This is a genomic window from Arthrobacter sp. NPDC056691 (assembly GCF_042791415.1).
Lineage (GTDB): Bacteria > Actinomycetota > Actinomycetes > Actinomycetales > Micrococcaceae > Arthrobacter.
In genome coordinates, this window is record NZ_JBHTXX010000042.1 from 1 (window position 1) to 20,343 (window position 20,343).

Annotated in this window: 21 protein-coding genes and 1 riboswitch; of the genes, 14 read left to right on the plus strand and 7 right to left on the minus strand. The window is 69.1% G+C overall.

Going from position 1 to position 20,343, the window contains the following annotated elements; translation table 11 throughout:
* Positions 1–92 precede the first annotated feature (92 nt).
* Positions 93–212, plus strand: a riboswitch (TPP riboswitch).
* The 4 genes from thiO to ACFRAU_RS23310 all read left to right on the plus strand — a co-directional run bounded on the left by thiO (position 205) and on the right by ACFRAU_RS23310 (position 3,274).
* Positions 205–1,458 carry a glycine oxidase ThiO gene (gene thiO, locus ACFRAU_RS23295; protein ID WP_378001681.1) on the plus strand — a complete coding sequence of 418 codons (1,254 nt, stop codon included), beginning with the start codon at positions 205–207 and terminating at the stop codon, positions 1,456–1,458. Its footprint overlaps the riboswitch before it by 8 nt.
* Before the next feature lie 39 nt (positions 1,459–1,497).
* Positions 1,498–1,734: a sulfur carrier protein ThiS gene (thiS, locus tag ACFRAU_RS23300; protein ID WP_377997622.1), complete on the plus strand. Its 237-nt coding sequence runs from the start codon at positions 1,498–1,500 to the stop codon at positions 1,732–1,734.
* Between the two features lie 5 nt (positions 1,735–1,739).
* Entirely contained in the window at positions 1,740–2,534 is a 795-nt protein-coding gene (locus ACFRAU_RS23305; RefSeq protein ID WP_378001682.1) for a thiazole synthase, read from the plus strand.
* Positions 2,535–2,599: 65 nt separating this feature from the next.
* Complete coding sequence (locus ACFRAU_RS23310; RefSeq protein ID WP_378001683.1) at positions 2,600–3,274, plus strand: 4a-hydroxytetrahydrobiopterin dehydratase; 675 nt, start codon at positions 2,600–2,602, stop codon at positions 3,272–3,274.
* 36 nt (positions 3,275–3,310) lie between these two features.
* Here the strand turns inward: ACFRAU_RS23310 and ACFRAU_RS23315 are convergent, their stop codons facing one another.
* Genes ACFRAU_RS23315 through ACFRAU_RS23325 form a run of 3 tightly spaced genes read right to left on the minus strand, consistent with a single transcriptional unit; the run spans position 3,311 to position 4,571 of the window.
* Positions 3,311–3,613, minus strand: a complete 303-nt coding sequence (locus ACFRAU_RS23315) for a hypothetical protein (RefSeq protein WP_377997619.1) — start codon at positions 3,611–3,613, stop codon at positions 3,311–3,313.
* Positions 3,614–3,621: 8 nt separating this feature from the next.
* The gene (locus tag ACFRAU_RS23320; RefSeq protein ID WP_076801574.1) at positions 3,622–3,846 is read right to left on the minus strand and encodes a DUF3107 domain-containing protein; all 225 of its coding nucleotides are present in this window, start codon (positions 3,844–3,846) and stop codon (positions 3,622–3,624) included.
* A 56-nt stretch (positions 3,847–3,902) separates the two neighbouring features.
* The gene (locus ACFRAU_RS23325) at positions 3,903–4,571 is read right to left on the minus strand and encodes a TetR/AcrR family transcriptional regulator (RefSeq protein ID WP_377997618.1); all 669 of its coding nucleotides are present in this window, start codon (positions 4,569–4,571) and stop codon (positions 3,903–3,905) included.
* Positions 4,572–4,655: 84 nt separating this feature from the next.
* On the opposite strand from ACFRAU_RS23325, the gene moeB reads away from it, so the two are divergent.
* A complete protein-coding gene (moeB, locus tag ACFRAU_RS23330) occupies positions 4,656–5,855 on the plus strand; it encodes a molybdopterin-synthase adenylyltransferase MoeB (protein WP_377997617.1) in 1,200 nt (399 codons plus the stop codon).
* Between the two features lie 8 nt (positions 5,856–5,863).
* Here the strand turns inward: moeB and ACFRAU_RS23335 are convergent, their stop codons facing one another.
* The 3 genes from ACFRAU_RS23335 to ACFRAU_RS23345 form a co-directional block, all read right to left on the minus strand.
* Positions 5,864–8,212 carry a multicopper oxidase domain-containing protein gene (locus ACFRAU_RS23335; protein WP_378001684.1) on the minus strand — a complete coding sequence of 783 codons (2,349 nt, stop codon included), beginning with the start codon at positions 8,210–8,212 and terminating at the stop codon, positions 5,864–5,866.
* Positions 8,209–8,784: a hypothetical protein gene (locus ACFRAU_RS23340; RefSeq protein ID WP_378001685.1), complete on the minus strand. Its 576-nt coding sequence runs from the start codon at positions 8,782–8,784 to the stop codon at positions 8,209–8,211. Before ACFRAU_RS23340 ends, ACFRAU_RS23335 begins: the two co-directional genes overlap by 4 nt.
* Positions 8,785–8,991: 207 nt before the next feature.
* Complete coding sequence (locus ACFRAU_RS23345; protein WP_378001686.1) at positions 8,992–10,356, minus strand: glutamyl-tRNA reductase; 1,365 nt, start codon at positions 10,354–10,356, stop codon at positions 8,992–8,994.
* Between the two features lie 158 nt (positions 10,357–10,514).
* Between ACFRAU_RS23345 and hemE the strand changes: the two genes are divergently transcribed.
* Positions 10,515–11,609, plus strand: coding sequence for a uroporphyrinogen decarboxylase (gene hemE, locus ACFRAU_RS23350; RefSeq protein WP_378001687.1), 1,095 nt, complete (start codon positions 10,515–10,517; stop codon positions 11,607–11,609).
* Between the two features lie 6 nt (positions 11,610–11,615).
* On the plus strand, positions 11,616–13,115 hold the full coding sequence (gene hemG, locus ACFRAU_RS23355; protein ID WP_378001688.1) for a protoporphyrinogen oxidase: 1,500 nt from the start codon (positions 11,616–11,618) through the stop codon (positions 13,113–13,115).
* Between the two features lie 124 nt (positions 13,116–13,239).
* Here the strand turns inward: hemG and ACFRAU_RS23360 are convergent, their stop codons facing one another.
* Complete coding sequence (locus ACFRAU_RS23360) at positions 13,240–13,929, minus strand: hypothetical protein (RefSeq protein ID WP_378001689.1); 690 nt, start codon at positions 13,927–13,929, stop codon at positions 13,240–13,242.
* On the opposite strand from ACFRAU_RS23360, the gene ACFRAU_RS23365 reads away from it, so the two are divergent.
* The 7 genes from ACFRAU_RS23365 (at position 13,916) to ACFRAU_RS23395 (ending at position 20,339) form a co-directional block, all read left to right on the plus strand.
* The gene (locus ACFRAU_RS23365; protein WP_378001690.1) at positions 13,916–14,272 is read left to right on the plus strand and encodes a hypothetical protein; all 357 of its coding nucleotides are present in this window, start codon (positions 13,916–13,918) and stop codon (positions 14,270–14,272) included. The two genes, ACFRAU_RS23360 and ACFRAU_RS23365, sit on opposite strands and share 14 nt — an antisense overlap.
* A 74-nt stretch (positions 14,273–14,346) precedes the next feature.
* Positions 14,347–15,048: a hydrogen peroxide-dependent heme synthase gene (gene hemQ / locus ACFRAU_RS23370; protein ID WP_377997610.1), complete on the plus strand. Its 702-nt coding sequence runs from the start codon at positions 14,347–14,349 to the stop codon at positions 15,046–15,048.
* A complete protein-coding gene (locus tag ACFRAU_RS23375) occupies positions 15,045–16,280 on the plus strand; it encodes a ferrochelatase (RefSeq protein ID WP_378001691.1) in 1,236 nt (411 codons plus the stop codon). Before hemQ ends, ACFRAU_RS23375 begins: the two co-directional genes overlap by 4 nt.
* The gene (hemC, locus tag ACFRAU_RS23380; RefSeq protein ID WP_378001692.1) at positions 16,277–17,275 is read left to right on the plus strand and encodes a hydroxymethylbilane synthase; all 999 of its coding nucleotides are present in this window, start codon (positions 16,277–16,279) and stop codon (positions 17,273–17,275) included. The genes ACFRAU_RS23375 and hemC overlap by 4 nt, the downstream gene beginning before the upstream one ends.
* 17 nt (positions 17,276–17,292) lie before the next feature.
* Positions 17,293–18,201, plus strand: a complete 909-nt coding sequence (locus tag ACFRAU_RS23385; protein ID WP_378001693.1) for a uroporphyrinogen-III synthase — start codon at positions 17,293–17,295, stop codon at positions 18,199–18,201.
* Positions 18,202–18,243: 42 nt separating this feature from the next.
* A complete protein-coding gene (hemB, locus tag ACFRAU_RS23390) occupies positions 18,244–19,224 on the plus strand; it encodes a porphobilinogen synthase (RefSeq protein ID WP_378001694.1) in 981 nt (326 codons plus the stop codon).
* Complete coding sequence (locus ACFRAU_RS23395) at positions 19,224–20,339, plus strand: LLM class flavin-dependent oxidoreductase (RefSeq protein WP_378001695.1); 1,116 nt, start codon at positions 19,224–19,226, stop codon at positions 20,337–20,339. Before hemB ends, ACFRAU_RS23395 begins: the two co-directional genes overlap by 1 nt.
* The last annotated feature ends 4 nt before the right edge of the window (positions 20,340–20,343 follow it).

The window sequence follows — 20,343 nt, forward strand, 5'->3', positions numbered from 1 at the left end:
CCGATGAGCACCAGATCACGACCAAGACAGGTGAGGGACCCACCAATTTTCCACCGCCACGGCGCGGCGACCGCCCCTCGGAGACTAAACTGGGCAGGTACCGCGGGAGCCGTTACTGCTGTCATAAAAGGCGCAGGGCTGAGAGGGCGTCAGAGCCGACCGCTTGACCTGATCCGGTTAGTACCGGCGTAGGGAAGGATTTTCATGAACCCTGACATCAGTGGCGCGGAATGTGCCGCCACCAGTCTTGAGGCAGATGTCGCCGTCGTCGGCGGCGGCGTGGTGGGCCACGGCATCGCCTGGGAGGCACGGCGCTCGGGCCGGTCGGTGGTACTCATCGATGAAGCGCCCGGCAGCGGTGCAAGCTGGGCCGCGGCCGGCATGCTCGCTCCGGTCAGCGAACTGCATTACCAGGAGGAAGGGCTCCTGGAGCTGATGCTGGAGTCCTCCGCCAGGTGGCCGGAGTTTGCCGCCACGCTCACCGCCGGCGAAGACGCGGGATACCTGACGACGCCGACCCTTGCGGTGGGTGCCGATCCCGCCGACCGGCGCGCCCTGATGGACCTGCGGGACGTGCAGCGGACCCACGGCCTGGAGGTTGAACCGCTGACCATCCGTGAGGCACGGTCACGGGAGCCGCTGCTCAGCCCCGGGATCTCCTGTGCCCTGGACATCCCGGCAGACCATCAGGTGGATCCCCGCAGGCTGGTCCGCGCGATTGCTGCGGAGCTGGCCGGCCATGGCCAAGAGATCGCGGCAGCGGACGGCTACGCCGTGCGCGAGCACGCCGCCGGCCTGCTCTGGGACGGCGGAAGGGTCTGCGGGGTCCGGCTGGCCGGCGGCGGCACCGTCAGGGCCACTGAGACGGTGGTGGCCAACGGCCTGGCCGCGGCGCAGCTGCAGAACCTGCCGGAAGGCCTGCAGCTGCCGCTGCGCCCGGTCTACGGGGACATCCTCAGGCTCAGGGTCCCCGGACACCTGCAGCCCCTGCTCACCGCAACAGTCCGCGGTATGGTGCGGGGCGTTCCGGTCTACATCGTGCCGCGCCAGGACGGCACGGTGGTGGTCGGCGCCACGCAGCGCGAGGACGGCGTGCCGGGCACCAGCGCCGGCGGTGTCTACCAGCTGCTGCGCGACGCACAGGTCCTGCTGCCGGCAGTCGCCGAGCTCGAGCTCCTCGAAGCCACCGCGCGGGCGCGGCCGGGCACACCCGACAACGCGCCGCTGCTCGGCCGGGTGCCGGCCCGCGGGCAGGGGCCCGGGACGGACGTGGCCGGCCTCATCATTGCCACCGGGTTCTTCCGCCACGGCGTCCTGCTGACCCCGGCGGCGGCAGCGATCTGCCGCCAGCTCATGGACGGCATTCCGGACCCGCGCTGGGCCCACTTCCTGCCGGGCCGGTTTTCCCCCGGGCTCCCGGACCCGGTGGCAGCACTGTCACATTTGAGCCCCGCCTGATTTGATCCACGTCACATTTGACCCAAACAAGGAACCAGCATGAACATCACTCTGAACGGCATAGATCAGGTTGTGGGCGAGGGCGCCTCGGTCACCTCGCTCGTCAGCCAGATCACGGGGCGGCGCCTGTCCGCCAACGGGCAGGCCGCCGACGGCCAGCGACTCGGTGTGGCGGTGGCGCGCAATGCAGCCGTCGTGCCCCGCAGCCAGTGGTACAGCACCGCCCTCGCCGAGGGCGACGAGATCGAACTAGTCACGGCAGTCCAAGGAGGATGAGCACGATGGCAGAAACATTGATTGAAACAGCAGACAGCCTGGTCATTGACGGGGTGGAACTGACATCGCGGCTCATCATGGGCACCGGAGGGGCTCCGAGCCTGGACGGTCTCGGCGCGGCGCTGGTCGCGTCCGGCACCCAGCTGACCACAGTTGCAATGCGACGCTATTCGCCTGCGGAAACGGGCTCGCTCTTCCAGCTGCTGGTGGACCACAACATCCGTGTGCTCCCCAACACCGCCGGCTGCTTCACGGCCCGGGATGCCGTCATGACGGCCGAGCTGGCCCGTGAAGCCCTGGAGACCGACTGGGTCAAGCTCGAGGTCATCGCGGACGAGCACACGCTGCTGCCGGACGCCGTGGAGCTCGTGGACGCCACAGAGCAGCTGGTCAACCGCGGCTTCAAAGTCTTCGCCTACACCAACGACGACCCCGTCCTGGCACTCCGGCTCGAGAACCTGGGGGCCTCCGCCGTCATGCCGCTGGGAGCACCGATCGGCACAGGCCTGGGCATCCTCAATCCGCACAACATCGAGCTGATCGTGTCGCGGGCGTCTGTCCCCGTGGTCCTGGATGCAGGAATCGGTACGGCCTCGGACGCGGCACTGGCCATGGAACTGGGCTGCGACGCCGTACTGCTGGCCACCGCCGTCACCCGGGCGCAGAACCCGGCACTCATGGCCGGGGCCTTCAAACACGCAGTCGTCGCGGGTAGGCTGGCGCGTGCGGCCGGGCGTATCCCGCGCCGTGAGCATGCCCTGGCCTCGTCGGCCATGGAGGGCCGGGCGGAGTTCCTCTAAACCCCGGCCAATCTCCTTGGCGGCCCGGCGGGGCAGGCTCAGCAGGTACTGCCAAGGAGTCAGTTGTGGCCGCCAAGGACGACATCCTCACCCGACCCCAGATCGACGAGGCGCTCGCAGGCCTTAGCGACTGGCGTTACCGGCTGGGCGGCCTGGTCACCGTCTATAAGACGCCGACGGCGGCTGCCGCGCTGGAACTGATCGCCGCCGTCGGGCGTGTGGCAGAGGACATGGACCACCATCCGGACCTGGACTGGCGCTACAACCGGGTGTTCATCCGGTTCAGTTCGCACGACGTCGGGGGCGAGGTGACCACGCGGGACACTGGAGCCGCGGCCTCGGTCAGCGCGGCCGCGTCGGCGGCCGGCGCCGAGGCCCAGCCCGGCCTGTACCGGTCGGTGGACATCGGCATCGACACAGCCAACGCGGCGGAGATTTCCGAGGTCTGGCGCGTCGCGCTCGGTTACCGGAAGGGCCGGTTCGGGGACCTCACGGATCCGTACGGCCGCGGTCCCGGTGTGTGGTTCCAGGAGACCGCGACCCCCAGCGTCAACCGCCTGCACCTGGACGTCCACCGCTCGAAGGCGGAGTCGGCACCCGCCCTGGAGAAGACGGCGGCCACCGGGGCCTTAATGAACAGTGACCACGCACCCAGTTGGGTGGTGGTCACTGATGCCCAGGGAAACCGGCTCTGCCTGTGCACCGAGGAAGGCCACGGGCCGGACGCTAGCGAATCCTGACGCTGCCGAGTCCTGACGCTGCCGAATCCCGGGCGGTCAGATCTTCAGCGCTGCCGTCAGCCGGTGGGTGTCCTGTTTGGCCCGCGTGCGGCCCAGGTAGACAGCCACTGCCAGGGCAGCAGCCGTCCCGGCCGCCATGGGAAGGACCCACGGTATCCAGGTCAGGCCCGGCTGGTAGCCCAGCCCCGCCCAGATGCAGATGATCCACGCCAGCATGCCTACCGCCGCAGCGGTACCGGCCGGCAGGAGGATGCCGTACTTGGTATGGCGCCGGTCGTTGGCCCAGACGATGAAGCCGGCAGCGGCAGTCACCAGGAGCACGATCACGAGGGACAGCACGGCTCGGCCTACAGGGCGCCGAAGCCGACCCGGCGCACTTCCTCAGCGCCGATTTCGACGTAGCCCAGCACGTTGGCCGGGACGATGATCTGGCGGCCCTTCTCGTCGTTCAGGCGGAGCTCACTGCCCTTGGCGATGGCCTCGGCCACTACTTTAGCCACAGCGTCAGCATCCTGAGCCGATTCCAGCACAATTTCACGGCCGACGTTCTGAATGCCGATCTTTACTTCCACAGCGAGGCCTCCCAGCCAATCAAGGTTGAAATTACAAAGGTAGTTTCAGTTGTAGTCTAGGTCTCTTTGGGGAAGCGAGAGATTCCGCGCCAAGCTAAACGGTAAATCAGGTCGCTGGCCACATCGAGGTCGAGGTTCCCGTCCGTCTCGAGCCAGTAGCGGGCGCTGACCTGGGCCATGCCGGCCAGCCCGCGTCCCAGCAGCTGGGCTTCCAGCAGCGGCAGTTTGGTGTCCTCGGCGATGATCCTTGCAATGGCCTCGGCGAACGTCTTGTTGAACGTCTCCAGGCGCGAGCTGACATCGGCGTCGTTGATGAGGTCGGACTCGAACACCAGCCGGTGGGCCTGGTCGTCGCTGTCAATGAAGCGGAAATAGGCGCGCATGACGGCCTGCACACGCTCCTTGTTGTCCGTGGTGGAGTTCATGGCCCCGAGCATGAGCTCGGTCAGTGCCTCGAGATGGCTGTCCAGCAGGGCAAGGTACAGCTCACGCTTCGACGGGAAGTGCTGGTAGAGCACGGGCTTGCTGACGTGGGCCGTTTCCGCGATCTCGTCCATGGCTGCGCCGTGGTAGCCGTTGGCAACAAAAACCTCCTGGGCAGCTGCCAGCAGTTGGGCCCGGCGCTCGTCGCGCGGCAGCCTGGCGGAGCGCTGGCCGGCGGGGCGGGCCGGGCCGGCATTGGATTGCGCGGCCTGAGTTCGATCAACCGGTGCATGATGAACCACTGTTGGCCTTCTTTCCTTTGCTGTTAACTTCACTTTACCCGGGGGTAATATGACCGCGCGGTATCTTCAGGCATACATTGAAGTATGGCTTCTCCGTCCACCGCAAATACTGTCCGCACGCAGCCGGGCCCCCTCGTCGATCCCGCGCCCGGGCTGTCCACCGAAGAGGTGGAGCGGTATTCCCGGCATCTCATCATTCCCGAAATCGGAGCCCTCGGCCAAAGGCGGCTGAAGAACGCGCGTGTGCTGGTCATCGGTGCGGGTGGCCTGGGCGCGCCGGCGCTGCTCTACCTTGCCGCTGCCGGCGTGGGAACCATCGGGATCGTCGACGACGACGCCGTGGACCTGAGCAACCTGCAGCGGCAGGTCATCCACGGAGTCCACGACGTCGGCCGTCCCAAGATCGAGTCCGCACGGGATGCCATCGCTGAGCTGAACCCGCTGGTGGACGTCCGGCTGCACAACGTCAGGCTCGATGCCTCCAACGCACTGGAGCTCTTCGCCGGCTACGACCTCATCCTGGACGGCGCGGACAACTTCGCCACCCGCTACCTGGTCAACGACGCCGCCGCCATCCTCGGCAAGCCGTACGTGTGGGGATCGATCTTCCGTTTCGACGGGCAGGTCAGCGTCTTCTGGGAGCAGCACGGACCCACCTACCGCGATCTCTATCCGGAGGCGCCGCCGGCGGGTTCCGTGCCGTCGTGCGGGGAGGGCGGTGTGTTCGGCATGCTGTGCGCGGCGGTCGGATCGCTCATGGTGACGGAGGCAGTCAAGCTGATTACCGGCGTCGGGCGTTCCCTGCTGGGCCGGGTGGCCCTGTACGACGCCCTGGGCGGCAGCTGGCGCGAGATCAGGGTGTCCAAGGACCCCGACGCCCCGCGGATCACGGAGCTCACCGACTACGAGGCCTTCTGCGGCATCGCGCCGGCGGAGACAACCGACACGGACCACACCGTCACGGCAGCGCAGCTGGCAACCATGCTGGCGTCGCGGGAAGCGGGGCTGAAGGACTTCGACCTTGTGGACGTGCGTGAATCGGGGGAGTACGACATCGTCCGGATCGACGGTTCCGTGCTGATCCCGCAGGGACGCATCCTCTCCGGCGAGGCATGGGGCGAGCTGCCCCAGGACAAGGACATCGTGTTCCACTGCAAGGCCGGGACGAGGTCCGCCGCCGTGCTGGCAGCCGCCCGGAAGGCCGGCTACCAGCGCGTCAGCCACCTCGACGGCGGCATCCTCGCCTGGGTTCGGGACGTGGAGCCCCAAAAGCCCGTCTACTAACCCCGGGCTCACCGCGCGATGACCGGGATTTGCCGTGACTTGACCACCTTTCGGGTGATCCAGTCCAGCAGGTCCACAGTGAGCGTGTAGTCACCAGCCGCCGGCGGGCGCAGGAGCATGTCGTAGCGCTCGGCGGCACCGAAGTTGATGATGCTGGTGCGCATGGGGCTCGTTTTCGAGATGGGCAGAGCCGGCGCATTGGGGTTTGAAGTGTCCCGGAACGGCCGGCCGTCGTGGGCGATCAGCTCGGCCATGGCGACGCGCTTTCCCGCGGAGTCGGTGAAATAGGCGTTCACCGGGAAATAGTTGGCGTTCAGCAGGCGCAGCAGCGTGGGCTTTACCGTGCCCCCGGTGGAGACGCGGGCACGGATGCGGGTCAGCTGGATTGGCCCCTCTGCTGTGGGCGCGGGGGCAAGTTCGCCGCCGAGCAGGTAGAAGTGCTCGGGCTGGAACTTGTCCAGGCCGGCATCATCTCCGGAGAGGCCCGCGGCGTGGTTGAGTTCGTGCCAGCGCGGGTCCACCGAATACGGGACCAGGATGGTCTCGGTGTCGATGTCGTACTCCGGGCCGTCGACGAATGCCCGCCGCGCTCCCTTGGTCACCGGGTAGTCCTTATGTACCGGCGGGTCGATGATCAGCGGGCCGAACATGCCCATCTGCACATGCAGCGTGGTATTGACGTGGCAGTGGTAGAAGTATGTTCCGGACGCGCCGACGTTCGGGTTTCCGGGGATGCCCCGCTCAGGCCGCCACTGGTAGGTGTAGGAACCGGATACCTCGAAGGATGTGTGGCCCACGCCGTCGTTCCTGGGGTCGGGCTCCATGCCGTGCCAGTGGACTGTGTGGACCCGCTTGCTCGGGTGGATGGTGCCGTGGAACAACTGTCCTTCCGTGAGTCGAACCAGGGGAGCGGGGAAGATCCGGCCTGAGTTCTCCGTCTCGAACGTCCACATCTCGAACTCTCCGCCGTCGTCGAACTTCATCTTCTGGTTGAAGAACTTGAATTCATGTGCGACGTCGGGCTTCAGGGGGAACTCGGTGGCAGGGCTTCCCTCGTGCATCTGGTTCGAGCTGAAGTCCACCTGGCTGCGGAACAGTTCGTGCGGCGGGGTGGCGTTGACCGGTCCGGGTGCGGCGAGGGTCCAGTGGCCCACGAGCCCGCCGGGGTACATGCCGCCACGCGCCACCTGCGACGGCTCGGCATGACAGTGCATCGGGTAGTTCCAATCCGTCTTCCGGGCGTTCCACACCTGCTCGATGGCCTCCGGCGGGCGCCGCATCGGCAGCATCGACTCCTTGCGGTCCAGCGGGTGCATTTCCACCACGTCTTCCCACTGCTGGAGCACCACGTGTCCGTCGGAATCCACCCGGCCCTTGGTGCGCGGAAATGGCTCACCGTTGCGCTGCACCGTCCAGAGATGGTTTCCGTGGAAATGGAGCTGGTGGTGGACGACGCCCGCATTGACAAAGCGCATAAGCTGCCCGGCGCGGACAGTGCCGGCCGCGGGTGTGAGGCTGAAGTTCCGGACGTCGATCTGGCGCGCGGAGCCGGACATCAGGGTGTCCTCCTCCCGGATCCGGTTCAGCGACTCATCGGTGGAGGCGGCCAGGGACTGGTAGCCGCTGCGCCCGTTGAGCGTGAAGTAGCGGGGCACCACGGGCGTCTTGTCCGGGTCAACGGTGCCCTGCCGGGAGGCGATGCCTGCCCAGACAGGATCGACGTTGTGGAGTATCCACAGCCACTGGCGCTCGAATTCGGGTCCGTCCGCGCCCGCCAGCCACGGCGAGTCCGGGTTCACCACCAGGAGGGCGCCGAACAGGCCCAGGATCCGCTGCACCGGATCCGCATCGGGGTCTGCCGGTTCGCCGCCGGGGTCGCAGTACAGGTAGGCGCCTTCCGTCGGCGCCTTAAAGGTCAGCGTCTTGGTTTGCCCCGGCCTGATGGCCCCGGTTCCGACGTGGCCCTTCGTTGGGCCGGCGTTGAGGAACTGGAGGGAGTGGTCCTGCGTGAGGTTGTTGGTCACGCGGATGCTGATGGTGCTGCCGGTTTCCGCGATGAGCGTCCGGTCCGGGAAGAAGCTGGCCCAGTGGGCGCGGCGGATCAGGAACTCCCCCGGGTTGAGGGGATCCTTGGCTGCCGGTGCGGGCCGGCCCAGGGGAGGCAACGCGGCCTTGAGCGGATAGGTCCGGCTGGCCACGACGGAGCCGTTGCGCAGGAACACCCGGGGACTCACGGCCAGGCTGGGTTTCGGATCCTTGACCGCGCTCCGGCGGTCCCCAAACCCGCGGTGGTAGACGAGCGTGCCGTCCACCATCGGAAGGTAGCCGTCATTGATGTGAAGGTCCAGGGGGCTCATGAGGTCTCCTTGGCGACGCTGAGAAGCGGCAGGGCGAGAGCCTGGCCGGCGACGTCCTCCAGCCCCGTGTATTCGATCTCCATGGCGACGGAGTCGTGAGGGGCGAGGTAGCTGATCCAGACCTGTTCAGTGGCGCCGGCGGCAATCGTGCCGGGGCCGCGGTCGGCGTCCTGCGGGGCAACGGTGATGCCTGAGGGCAGGAGCTTCAGCCGCAGCTGTCCGGGGCTGAACAGGACCGGCTCGGACCGGACATTGGTGAGTGCCACTTCGAGCACGACGACGTCGCCCCAGGTGAAGTTGCCGGGCTGCGGCCAGTCGGAGTCCAGGAGGGGATCGCTGTGGTGGTCGTCCACCGCGGTGCCCCGCCGGCTGGAAATGCGCTGGATCCCTGGCTGGCCGGCCGCGGCGGCCCGCCGCGTTCCGTCCGTGACCTGCGATATGGCCGAGGCGAGCGGCGTGGCAGCAGGCCGCCCCTGCGCATCAAGCCTGGCCAGGCGTCCGGCGTCGACGAGGGACAGGGTCCCGAAGGCCGTGGCGAGCCCGGCTCCGCCCCCGGGTCTGCTGCGGGACACTATGCCGTAGGTCCCACCGCCTAGGAGGAGGAGCGCTCCGCCTCCCACAATCAGTCCGAATTGCCGGCGGCTCAGAGGCGGGACGGCAGGGGCCGGTGAAGAAAAATGCATGATTGCTCCCCAATATGGTGTTCACGGGCAACATCAATGCTGCGCGGGGAGCCTATGGAAAGCTTGCGGGACCTTGTTTGTCAGAACATGCGCCGGTTAGGCGGAGTTCCTGTGTGCCTCGTGTTCGGGCAGGGCGCCAGTACTCTGCTGGCTTGGGGCGAGGGCACTGTGGTCCACGGGGCATTCGGCCTTGGATGCGGCAGCCGGCTGCTCCACCGTGATGCCGTACAGGGTTTCCAAGGCAGCGACGTAGTCGTCCTGCTGGCCGTTGGATGCCAGCTCGCGGGCGCGCACCGTGGGGACATGGAGCAGCTGCTTCACCATGCGGCGCAGCGCAAACTCCACCTCTTCGGCAGCGGCGGTGCAGCCGTGGCGGGCGCGCACCTTTTCCATTTCCGCGTCGAGCACGTTCATGGTGTGGCGGCGGAGGGCCACAATGGCCGAGTCCACGGACCGAGCCTCGCGTTCCTGTTCAAAAGCCTGGGCGGCGCCGGAAACCATGGTGCTGGCCTGGGCGAGGGACTCCGCCTGCTCCTGGGGCGCTGCGAGCCGCACGGACTCCAGCGTCAGCAGCTCCACGCCGTCGAGCTCTCCGACGGCGGGATCAAAATCGTGGGTGAGCGCCAGGTCGATGGCGATCAGCGGCTGGGCGGACCCGGCGCGGACCCGGGCGAGCTCGTCGGCTTCCACCCTCGTGTCCGAGCCGCTGCAGCCGATCATGACGTCGGCGGCGGTGACGGCGGCGTGCAGGGAGTCGCCGTCGAGGGCGGTCCCGCCGCGCGTTGCCACGAAGGTGGCCGCGCGTCCGGACGAGGAGAACACCGAGATGTCGCGGCAGCCGCGTTCCCGGAGGAGGGCCATGGTGGCGCCTGCGTAGGCGCCGGTGCCGAACACCACAACCTTTTTCCTCGACCAGTCGGTCTCTTCGGAAAGGTCGGTGGCGAGGTCCAGGGCCACGGAGACGATGGACAGGCCGCGGGAGCCGAGCGCAGTCTGCGCGCCGACGTCCTTGGCTGTCTTGGAGGCGGCCTGGAACAGGCGGACCAGTCCGGCGCTTGCCGTGCCTTCGTGCTGGGCGGTGATCAGGGCCCGGCGCACCTGCCCGGCGATTTCACGTTCGCCGACCACCGCGGAGTCGAGTCCCGAGCTCACGGCGAACAGGTGCTTGGTGACCTCGGGGCCGGTGTTCGTGCTGAATGACCGGGACACCAGCTGCTCGCTGAGTCCGCTCGATTCGCTGATCTGGCCCACCAGGGCGGCGCGTGCAGCCTCCACGTCGTCGGCGTGCGGCGCCTCGCCGTAGATTTCGTAGCGGTTGCAGGTGGCAAGGACAACCGCGCCCTTGACCGCCGGGGAACCGGCGAGGGCGGACGTGGCAATGCCGGAAGAACCGTTGCTCAGCTGAGCAACGGTTTCGAGGTCGATGTCGGCGTGTGTAGCCACCAATGAGAAAAGAACCACAGCAGGACAATCATAGCTTTTTCGCACCCCCGTAGAACAACCCCCTGCCCGGAAGCGGGGCTTCCGCGGCTGTGATTCCGGCCACGGCCCGGTTGGGCACGCGCGGGATGACAGGCTGTCGTTATCTTTTGGGGGCGAATTTGGGCACAATCAAAGGCATGACTTCTAGCGCTGTAACCCCCGCCGGTACCGGACTCGATGCAGGCCATCCGCTTCGCGACGGACGCACTGCAGACTCTGCGCTCATCACGGCGTACCGCGGCGGCAAGCCCAGCCGCCGTCCGGTGTGGTTCATGCGCCAGGCGGGGCGTTCCCTGCCTGAATACCTGAAGGTGCGCGAGGGCGTCGCCATGCTGGAGTCCTGCCTGCGGCCCGAGCTGGCCTCGGAAATCACCCTGCAGCCGGTGCGCCGGCACGACGTTGATGCGGGCATCTTCTTCTCCGACATTGTCATTCCGCTCAAGCTTGCCGGCGTCGGCGTGGACATAGTTCCGGGCGTGGGGCCGGTCCTGGACAAGCCCGTGCGGACCGCCGCCGACGTCGCGGCCCTGCCCCGCCTCACCGAGGAGTCGCTCGAACCCATCCGGGAAGCTGTCCGGCTGACCGTGGACCAGCTCGGCAAGACCCCGCTGATCGGCTTCGCCGGAGCACCCTTTACGCTGGCCGCATACATGGTGGAGGGCCGGCCCTCCCGCGACCATCTTGGTCCGCGCACCATGATGCACGCCGACCCCGAGACCTGGACGGCGCTGGCCAACTGGGCCGCGGACGCCTCCGGCCTGTTCCTCCGCGCCCAGTTGGAGGCCGGTGCCTCGGCCGGCCAGTTGTTTGACTCCTGGGCGGGTTCCCTTGGCCTGGCGGACTACACCCGCTTCGTCGCCGCAGCCTCATCCCGGGCACTGGACCACGTCCGCGACCTTGGCGCGCCGCTGGTCCACTTCGGCACCGGCACCTCCGAACTTCTCGTGGCCATGCGCGACGTCGGTGTTGACGTCGTCGGCGTCGACTACCGGCTGCCGCTGGCGGAGGCCAACCGCCGGCTGGGCGGCACCGTCCCGCTGCAGGGCAACATCGATCCGGCGCTGCTGTCTGCCCCGTGGGAGGTCCTTGAGGCGCACGTCCGCGAGGTCATCGCGTCGGGCGCGGCAGCCCCCGGCCATGTGCTGAACCTCGGCCATGGCGTACCGCCGGAGACGGACCCGGACGTCCTGACGCGCGTCGTCGAACTCATCCACTCCATCTCTCCGGAGTAAAGGGCCGTGGCTGCAGGCAGTCCTCCGGCTGCCGGGCGCACGGCGCTGGTGGTCGGCGGCGGCATCTCCGGGCTCCTGGCCGCACGGGAGCTGGCCCGGGCGGGCCTCAACACCACCGTGCTGGAAGCTGCCGACGCGTGGGGCGGCTGTGTGGGCCGGCACGACGTTGCCGGGCTGACCCTGGACAGCGGCGCCGAGTCCTTCGCCACCCGTTCCACCGCGGTGGCCGATCTGGCGGCCGAACTGGGGCTGGGCGGACACATCGTTGCCCCGCGGCCCGGCGGCGCCTGGGTGCAGCTGCCGGGCGGACCCCGTGAACTTCCCAAGACAGGCGTGCTGGGCATCCCCGCCAATCCGTGGGACCCGGAGGTGCGCCGCTCGCTGGGCCTGGGCGGCTCCCTGCGCGCCTCGCTGGACAAACTGCTTCCGGCCTCCATAGGGACCACCGCCGAGGTTTCCAGCGTCTCCGCGCTGGTGCGGGCCAGAATGGGACGCCGCGTCCTGGAGCGGCTGGTGGAACCCGTGGTGGGCGGCGTGCATTCGGCTGATCCCGGGCTGCTCGACGTCGATATGGTCGCCCCGGGGTTGCGCGCCGGCGTCGCCCGGCACGGCTCGCTGGCGGCCGCTGTGGCCGCCCAGCGCAAGGGGGCCGGAACCCAGTCCGCGCGAACCCAGGCTGCGCCGGCGCAGGGCGCGCCGACCCAGGGCAAACCTGCCAAGGCAGGCTCCGCCGTCGCCGGACTGAAGGGCGGCATGCACACCCTCGTCACGGAGCTCGTGGCGGACCTCCGGGCGCGCGGCGTGCAACTGCTGCCGGCTACTGCGGCCACCGCTGTCACGCGGACCCCGCGCGGCTGGGAGGTAGCGGCGGGGGAGGACGGCTTCACGGCAGACGTCCTGGTGGTCGCTTTGGACGGGCCGTCTGCAGTACGGCTCCTGGGGGAAGCGGTCCCGGCCCTGGCCGGGCATCAGCCCGGGCCCGGACCCTTGGTCAAGCTTGTGACACTCGTGGTTGATCTCCCGGCGCTGGACCGTCGGCCGCGCGGGACCGGAATCCTGGTGGCGCCGCAAACGGAGGGAATCCGGGCGAAGGCTCTCACCCACGCCACCGGCAAATGGGACTGGGTAGCGGAAGCGGCCGGAAGCGGCAGGCACGTGTTGCGGCTCTCCTATGGGCGCAGCGAGGGTGCTTCAGCGGCTTCGGCAGGGTCTGTGCCGGGGCCGGAATCAGCACCGGACGAGGAACTGCTTGACACGGCTTTGCGGGATGCGTCAGCGCTGCTGACTGTGCCCGTCACACGCGAGGCGCTGGTGGACTGGGACGTCGTCAGCTGGGCCGGAGCCCTGCCTTTTGCCGCTGTGGGGCACCGGCAGCGGGTTGCCGAAGTGCGGCAGGTCTGCGCCGGCGTCGACGGGCTGCTGATGGTCGGCGGCTGGCTGGCCGGCAACGGGCTGGCGGCTGTGGTGGCCGACACGAAAGCGCAGGTCACGGCCTTCCTGGCGTAGGGCATCCCGTGGCCCCGGGGATGCCCGGAGACAGGTTCCCTGCCGCCCGCGATACCGTCTGGCCGGCCCGCCCGCAAGTTTTCCCCGGCACGAAAATGTGTCTAGGGTCGATGACTATGGTCAATCAGAAGTCCGATGGTTTTCGTTCGCTGACTGGTTTCCATGGGGGTCTCCGGCGCGGCACCGCAGCAGCCGCGTTCGGGGCGGTACTGGTCTTGTCCGCAGGTGTTCCTGCATCCAACGCTGCTGCGTCCGACCTGCTGGGGGATTCGGAGCAGTCCGGCACTGCCGGGACGGGGCTCACCGCCACCGTCGACGCCGCAGGCCTCGAGGCCTGGGCGGCGGCAGCCCTGTCGAACGACCACAGGTCGGGGGAACCCCGGCCCTCGGACCAGCCCGCACCCTCGGTGCCGCCGTCGCTGGCACCCGTGGTCCGAATTCCAACTCCGGCTCCCGCTGTGACCATCTCGGCCGGCCCGACGCCGGCCGTTCCCGTGCCGTCGCCCTCTGTCACGGTCCCGTCCGTTCCGGTTCCCACTTCTCCGGTCCCGTCCGTTCCGGTCCCGACTGTTCCCGTACCGACCACTCCGGCACCGTCGTCTCCAGCCCCGCCGGCAGGCTCGTCCGGAAGTTCGGCGCCTGCCCCGACCCGGTCATCGAGCCCGGCAGCCCCATCCTCGCCGGCGGCCCCATCCTCGTCCGGAACAGCATCGCCGTCGGGAACGGCAACGGGAGCCGGAGGCTGGCCGGGACCCTCAACCGGCACCGGCGGCACCCCGGGCGGCCAGATTCCGGGCGCGGTGGCAGGAACCACCGGATCCTCTGCGCCCGCCGCCGGCAGTTCCCAAAGCGCAGCCACCACCAAGTCCGCGGACGCCAGCCCGTTCGGGGAGATTGCGGGCCTGTCAGGCGGAGCCGGGCTGCGGGGACGCTCGGCCGCGGGCATTCCTGGCGGAGTCTGGGGCTCGGCACAGCTTGCCGGCCCCAACAACATGGCCACGATCAGCTCGCCCTACACGCGGGGTCCGGCCGAAAATGCCGTTATGGGCGTCTCGCGGAGCGGCACCATTGCGCCGCAGGTGTGGTGGGGAGCAGGGCTGCTGGCGCTGGCAGGGGCGGCGGGTGTGGCTGCAGTCCGGATCCGGAGGTCGCTGTGAAATAAACCACTTCTACGCGACGTAGAAGTCGAGTTTTTCGACTTAGGCCGCATGGAAGGGGCAGGATAGTAACCATGAGCCACACTCCTGCCGAATCTGTCACTAAAACCGAAGAATCAGCCGAGCAGTTCTTCACCCTCTGGACCGTTTTCAAGCGCTCCGCCGAGGTCCTCCGCAGCGCCGATGCCGCCGAGGATTTCGACGCCCTGGTAGCACGCCTGGCCGAGGGAGGGGTGACCCACCGTGGAAGCTACGACGTTTCCGCCATGCGCGCCGACGCCGACGTCATGGTCTGGCTCCACGGCCCCAAGCCCGAGGCGCTGCAGCAGGCCATCCGGGATATCCGCCGCAGCAAGCTGTTCGCGGGAACCGAACTCGTATGGTCCGCCATGGGCGTCCACCGCGAAGCGGAGTTCGCCAAGAACCATACCCCGGCCTTCTCCCGCGGCGTCGAACCGGCCGAATGGCTGTGCGTGTACCCGTTCGTCCGCTCCTATGAGTGGTACCTGCTGCCGGACAACGAGCGCGGCCAGATGCTGCGTGACCACGGACTGCTGGGCCGCGACTTCCCGCAGGTCATCTCCAACACCGTTTCCTCCTTCGCGCTGGGCGACTGGGAGTGGATCCTTGGCCTGGAGGCGCCCGAGCTCGTGGACCTCGTGGACCTGATGCGCCACCTGCGCTCCACCGAAGCGCGCAACCACGTCCGCGAGGAGATCCCCTTCTACACCGGGCGGCGGATCACGGCCAGCGAGATCGCCGAGGTCCTCGCATGAGCCCGCTGGATCCCCAGGACGGCACCGGAAATCCGGTCACCGAGGCCGGCAGGATGGCCCCCAAGGAATACGACGGCGTCCTCCTCGCCTCCTTTGGCGGTCCCGAGGGCCAGGACGACGTGATCCCGTTCCTCCGCAACGTCACCCGCGGCCGGGGGATCCCCGATGAGCGCCTCGAAGAGGTGTCCCACCACTACCGCGCCAACGGCGGCATCAGCCCGATCAACCAGCAGAACCGCGAGCTGAAGGCAGCCCTCGAAGCCGAGCTGGCTGCGCGGGGCATCGAGCTTCCTGTGCTCTGGGGCAACCGCAACTGGGATCCCTACATCCCGCAGACCCTCCAGGACGCGTACGACGCCGGCCACCGCCGGCTGCTGATGCTCACCACGAGCGCGTACTCCTGCTACTCCAGCTGCCGCCAGTACCGCGAGGACATCGGCATGGCACTGACCGAAACCGGGCTCGACGGCAGGCTGGAAGTGGACAAGGTCCGCCAGTACTTCGACCACCCCGGCTTCGTGGAGCCCTTCATTGCTGGCACCGCCCAGGGAGTCGCCGAGGTGCGCGCGCAGCTGGCCGCCGCCGGCAAGCCCGACGCCCCCATCCACGTGCTCTTCGCCACGCACTCCATCCCCACCCGGGATGCGGTGGCCGCCGGCCGCTCCGGGGACGAGCCCCGTGAGTTTGCCGAGGATTCCGCCTACGTGGCACAGCACCTGGCCAACGGCGCGGAGATCATGCGCCGCGTGGAAGCCGAGTCCGGCCTGCCCGCCCCGTGGTCGCTCGTCTACCAGTCCCGGTCCGGTGCCCCGCACATCCCGTGGCTCGAGCCGGACATCAACGACGCCATCGAAGAGCTCGCCAAGCAGGGCGTCGCGGGCATCGTGATCGTGCCACTGGGCTTCGTCAGCGACCACATGGAGGTCGTTTGGGACCTGGACACCGAAGCGCTACAGACCTGCCAGGACCTCGGCCTCGCCGCCACGCGGGTACCTACTCCGGGAACGCACCGCCGCTTCGTCGAGGGGCTCGTGGAATTGATCTGTGAACGCACGGTCGCGAACAACATCGCCGACCGCCAGGCCGTCACGGGCCTCGGCCCGTGGTACGACGTATGCCGCCCCGGCTGCTGCGAAAACTTCCGCGGCGAAAAGCCCACCATTGCCGGCGCCGACACCACGGTCGGCCAGGGGCACGACCCCTACCCGGCCGCCGGGCAGGACGCGAAGTGACGGTACGGATCGGCACCAGGGCGAGCAAGCTCGCCCTGACCCAGACGCAGCAGACCGCCGACCGGCTGGCCGCCGTCGGGGGTTTCGACGTTGAGCTTGTCCACGTCAGGACCGACGGCGACGTCCTCACCGGATCGCTGTCCCAGATGGGCGGCACCGGCGTCTTCGTCGCCGCGCTGCGCGACGCGCTGCTGCGGAACGAATGCGACGTGGCCGTCCACTCCCTGAAAGATCTGCCCACGGGTTCCGCCCAGGGCCTGGCGCTGGCCGCAACCCCGCCCCGGGTTGATGTCCGCGACGTCCTCTGCGCCCGCGACGGCCTCAAGCTGGCCGACCTGCCCAAGGGCGCCCGCGTGGGCACCGGCTCTCCGCGCCGGGCTGCGCAGCTGCGCGCCGTCCGCCCCGACCTGGACATCGTGGACATCCGAGGCAACGTGGACACTCGGCTGGGCCGCGTGCCCGGGCTGCCCGGCAACGCCACCGACGCGGTGGTTGACGGGAAGTCGTGCGACCTCGACGCCGTCGTCCTCGCCGCCGCCGGGCTGGAGCGGATCGGCCGCCTGGACACGGTCACCGAATACCTGGAAACGGACATCATGCTCCCGGCAGCCGGCCAGGGATCGCTGGCCATCGAATGCCGCACCGCCGAGGCGCCCCGCCGGGCCGGCTCCACCGAAGGGTCGCAGGGCGTGCTCGCCCAGGCGCTGGCCGCCCTTGACGACGCCGACACCAGGCTTGCGGTCACGGCTGAGCGTGCACTGCTGGCCCGGCTCGAGGCAGGCTGCGCCGCCCCCGTGGGCGCCTACGCGTACCGCAAGGGCAGCATGCTTCACCTGGAAGCCGTGGTGTGTGCTGTGGACGGCACCGCCTCGGTGCGGGACAAGCGGGCCACGGACGGGCTCACCGAGGTGGGCGCCACCCTGCTCGGCATCGAACTGGCCGAGGTCCTGCTGGCAGCGGGGGCTGCGGACATCGCGGACCTGACGGCGTCCTGACCGCAGCCGGCCACCAAATGGGAACGACGAGCGGGGAGTACCCGGCGGGCGAACGCACGCTTGAAGACCGCCCGCTGGAAGGGTGCCGTGTCCTGGTGACGCGGAGCCCCGAGCGGTCCGGGCCCCTCGCGGAGGCGCTGCGGCTGGCCGGCGCGGTTCCCCTCCTGCTGCCGCTGACGGACGCCGAACGCGCACCGGACCAGGCGGCGCTGGACGATGCCTTTGAGGCGCTGGGCGCGGGCCGCTTCGAGTGGCTCGTGGTCAGCTCCGCCACCACCGTCCTCGCGCTGCGGGAAAAGGCGGCGGAGCGCGCAGTCAAACTGCGCGAGTGGCTTCCGGCTGCCACCCGCGTTGCCGCGGTCGGCCCCGCCAGCCGGAAGGCGCTCGAGGCAGCGGGGATCGCCGTGCACTTCGAGCCGCAGCATGAGCACTCAGCGGCCGGTATCGTCAACGGGTGGCCCGGAGGTCCCGCCGAGGTTCTTCTGCCGCAGGCCGATATCGCGGCCCCTGCGCTGGCGCGGGGGCTGGAGGCGAAGGGCGCCCGGGTCCGCACCGTGGTGGCCTATGCCACGGTGGACTTCCCGGCCGAGCCGGCGCAGCGCCTCGGCCAAACCGTGAACGGCCCCGGCCGGCCCGGCGGCGACGGTACCGGCGGTGAAGGCAGCGCCGCGCCGCCGTTGCTCACGCCCGCCGAAGCAAAAGTGGAGGTCGACGACGGGGCCCTGGCCGCCGTCGTCGCCGCCTCACCCAGCGCCGTGCGGCGCATTGGCGCCACCCTGGCGCCCCTCGGCCCCTGCCGCCTCGTGGCCATCGGCCCGGCGACAGCGGCCGAGGCGGAAGCCCTGGGCCTCGTGGTGGCTGCCACGGCCCGGGAGGCCACGCCGGAAGGGCTTGTCGCCGCCGTCATCCTGGCGCTTGCCCCCTAGACATCCATTTCCCAACAGCAGGAAGACAGTGAAGGACAGGACATGAGCTTTCCGCACCACCGCCCCCGGCGGCTCCGCACCACCCCCGCCATGCGCAGGCTTACGGCCGAGCACCGGCTCGCCGCGGCAGACCTGATCCTTCCCGCGTTCATCCGCGAGGGGCTGCAGGAGCCCAACCCGATCGCCTCCATGCCGGGCGTCGTGCAGCACACCACCGACACCCTCAAGCGGGCGGCGGCCGAAGCCGTGGAACTGGGCATCGGCGGCATCATGCTGTTCGGCATCCCCGAGACCCGGGACGCGGAGGGCACGGCGTCGCTGGACCCGGACGGGGTGCTCAACAGGGCCATCCGTGACGTCCGGGCCGAGGTGGGGGACAGTCTCGTGGTGATGAGCGACGTCTGCCTTGACGAATTCACGGACCACGGCCACTGCGGCGTCCTGGACAGCGACGGCTATGTGGACAACGACGCCACGCTGGAGATCTACGCGAAGATGGCGGTGGCGCAGGCTGACGCCGGCGCCCACGTGCTGGGCCCGTCCGGCATGATGGACGGACAGATCGGCGTGATCCGCCAGGCCCTGGAGGACGCCGGCCACGTGAACACCGCCGTGGTGGCCTACGCCGCGAAGTACGCGTCGGCGTTCTACGGCCCGTTCCGGGAAGCGGTGGACTCCCAGCTGAAGGGCGACCGCAGGACGTACCAGATGGACGCCGCCAACCGCCGCGAGGCCATCCAGGAGGTGGAACTTGACCTTGCCGAGGGTGCGGATATGGTGATGGTCAAACCGGCCATGAGCTACCTCGACATCCTGGCCGACGTCGCCGGAATGAGCCCCGTTCCGGTCGCCGCCTACCAGATCTCCGGCGAGTACGCCATGATCGAGGCCGCCGCTGCCAACGGCTGGATCGACCGGCGGGCTGCCATCACCGAATCTGTTCTCGGCATCCGCCGCGCCGGGGCCAACCTGGTCCTCACGTACTGGGCCAGCGAAATCGCCGGCTGGCTCAGGGAATCCTGATGCCGGCGCCGGCCCAGGGACAGGCCGCCGGACCCACCGGTCCGGTGGGTCCGGTTCAGCCAGTGGGATCACGGCGGATCCTGCTGGGTCTGAACACGTTCGGTGACGTTGGCGTGGACGGTGCCGGCGAGCCGAAGCCGCATGCCCAGGTGCTGCGGGAGCTGCTGGACCAGGCGGTCCTGGCTGACGCCGTCGGCCTTCACGCCTTCGGTGTGGGGGAGCACCACCGCCGCGACTTCGCCGTGTCCGCCCCCGAGGTGTTCCTCGCAGCCGCCGCGGCCAGCACCACCCGGATCCGGCTCGGTTCGGCCGTGACCGTCCTGAGTTCGGACGACCCCATCAGGGTGTTCCAGCGCTTCTCCACCGTGGATGCCCTGTCCGGCGGCCGCGCCGAGGTGATGCTGGGCCGCGGCTCGTTTGTCGAGTCGTTTCCGCTGTTCGGCCTGGACCTGGCGGACTACGAGGTGCTGTTCGAGGAGAAACTCGAGCTGTTCGACAGGGTGCGCGCGCAAAAGCCGGTCCATTGGGAGGGCCGCACGCGGCCCGCGCTGGCCGGGTTGAGCGTGTATCCGCCGCTGGAGCACCACCTGCTGCCGGCCTGGATCGGCGTGGGCGGAACCCCGGAGTCTGTCCTGCGGTGCGCGGAATACGGCTATCCGATCATCTTTGCCATCATCGGCGGCCAGCCCCGCGCGTTCGCCCCGCTGGTGGACCTGTACCGCGAGGCGATGGCCAAGTACGGCCAGCCCATGCAGCAAATCGCCACGCATTCCCCCGGCCACATCGCCGAGACCGACGAGGCGGCCCGCGAGGAGCTTTTTCCGCACTGGCTTGCCCAGCGGAACAGGATCGGCGCCGAGCGGGGCTGGGGCCCGGGAAACCGCCGGGAATTCGACGCCATGTGCGGGCCCGAGGGCGCGCTGTACGTCGGTTCGCCCGAGACGGTGGCGCAGAAGATAGCACTGCTTAAGCGGAACCTCGGCGTCGACCGCTTCGACCTGAAATACGGCAACGGCACGCTGCCGCACGAATCCATGATGCGCTGCATCGAACTCTTCGGCACGGTGGTGGCACCGCGCGTGGCCGAGCTGCTTTCCGGAGACACTGTCCGGTGACACT

Bases quoted from the DNA above. Each gene is read 5' to 3' on its own strand.
- thiO (WP_378001681.1), top strand. From the start codon at position 205: ATGAACCCTGACATCAGTGGCGCGGAATGTGCCGCCACCAGTCTTGAG.
- thiS (WP_377997622.1), top strand. From the start codon at position 1,498: ATGAACATCACTCTGAACGGCATAGATCAGGTTGTGGGCGAGGGCGCC.
- ACFRAU_RS23305 (WP_378001682.1), top strand. From the start codon at position 1,740: ATGGCAGAAACATTGATTGAAACAGCAGACAGCCTGGTCATTGACGGG.
- moeB (WP_377997617.1), top strand. From the start codon at position 4,656: ATGGCTTCTCCGTCCACCGCAAATACTGTCCGCACGCAGCCGGGCCCC.
- ACFRAU_RS23335 (WP_378001684.1), bottom strand. From the start codon at position 8,212: ATGAGCCCCCTGGACCTTCACATCAATGACGGCTACCTTCCGATGGTG.
- hemE (WP_378001687.1), top strand. From the start codon at position 10,515: ATGACTTCTAGCGCTGTAACCCCCGCCGGTACCGGACTCGATGCAGGC.
- hemQ (WP_377997610.1), top strand. From the start codon at position 14,347: ATGAGCCACACTCCTGCCGAATCTGTCACTAAAACCGAAGAATCAGCC.
- ACFRAU_RS23375 (WP_378001691.1), top strand. From the start codon at position 15,045: ATGAGCCCGCTGGATCCCCAGGACGGCACCGGAAATCCGGTCACCGAG.
- ACFRAU_RS23385 (WP_378001693.1), top strand. From the start codon at position 17,293: ATGGGAACGACGAGCGGGGAGTACCCGGCGGGCGAACGCACGCTTGAA.
- hemB (WP_378001694.1), top strand. From the start codon at position 18,244: ATGAGCTTTCCGCACCACCGCCCCCGGCGGCTCCGCACCACCCCCGCC.
- ACFRAU_RS23395 (WP_378001695.1), top strand. From the start codon at position 19,224: ATGCCGGCGCCGGCCCAGGGACAGGCCGCCGGACCCACCGGTCCGGTG.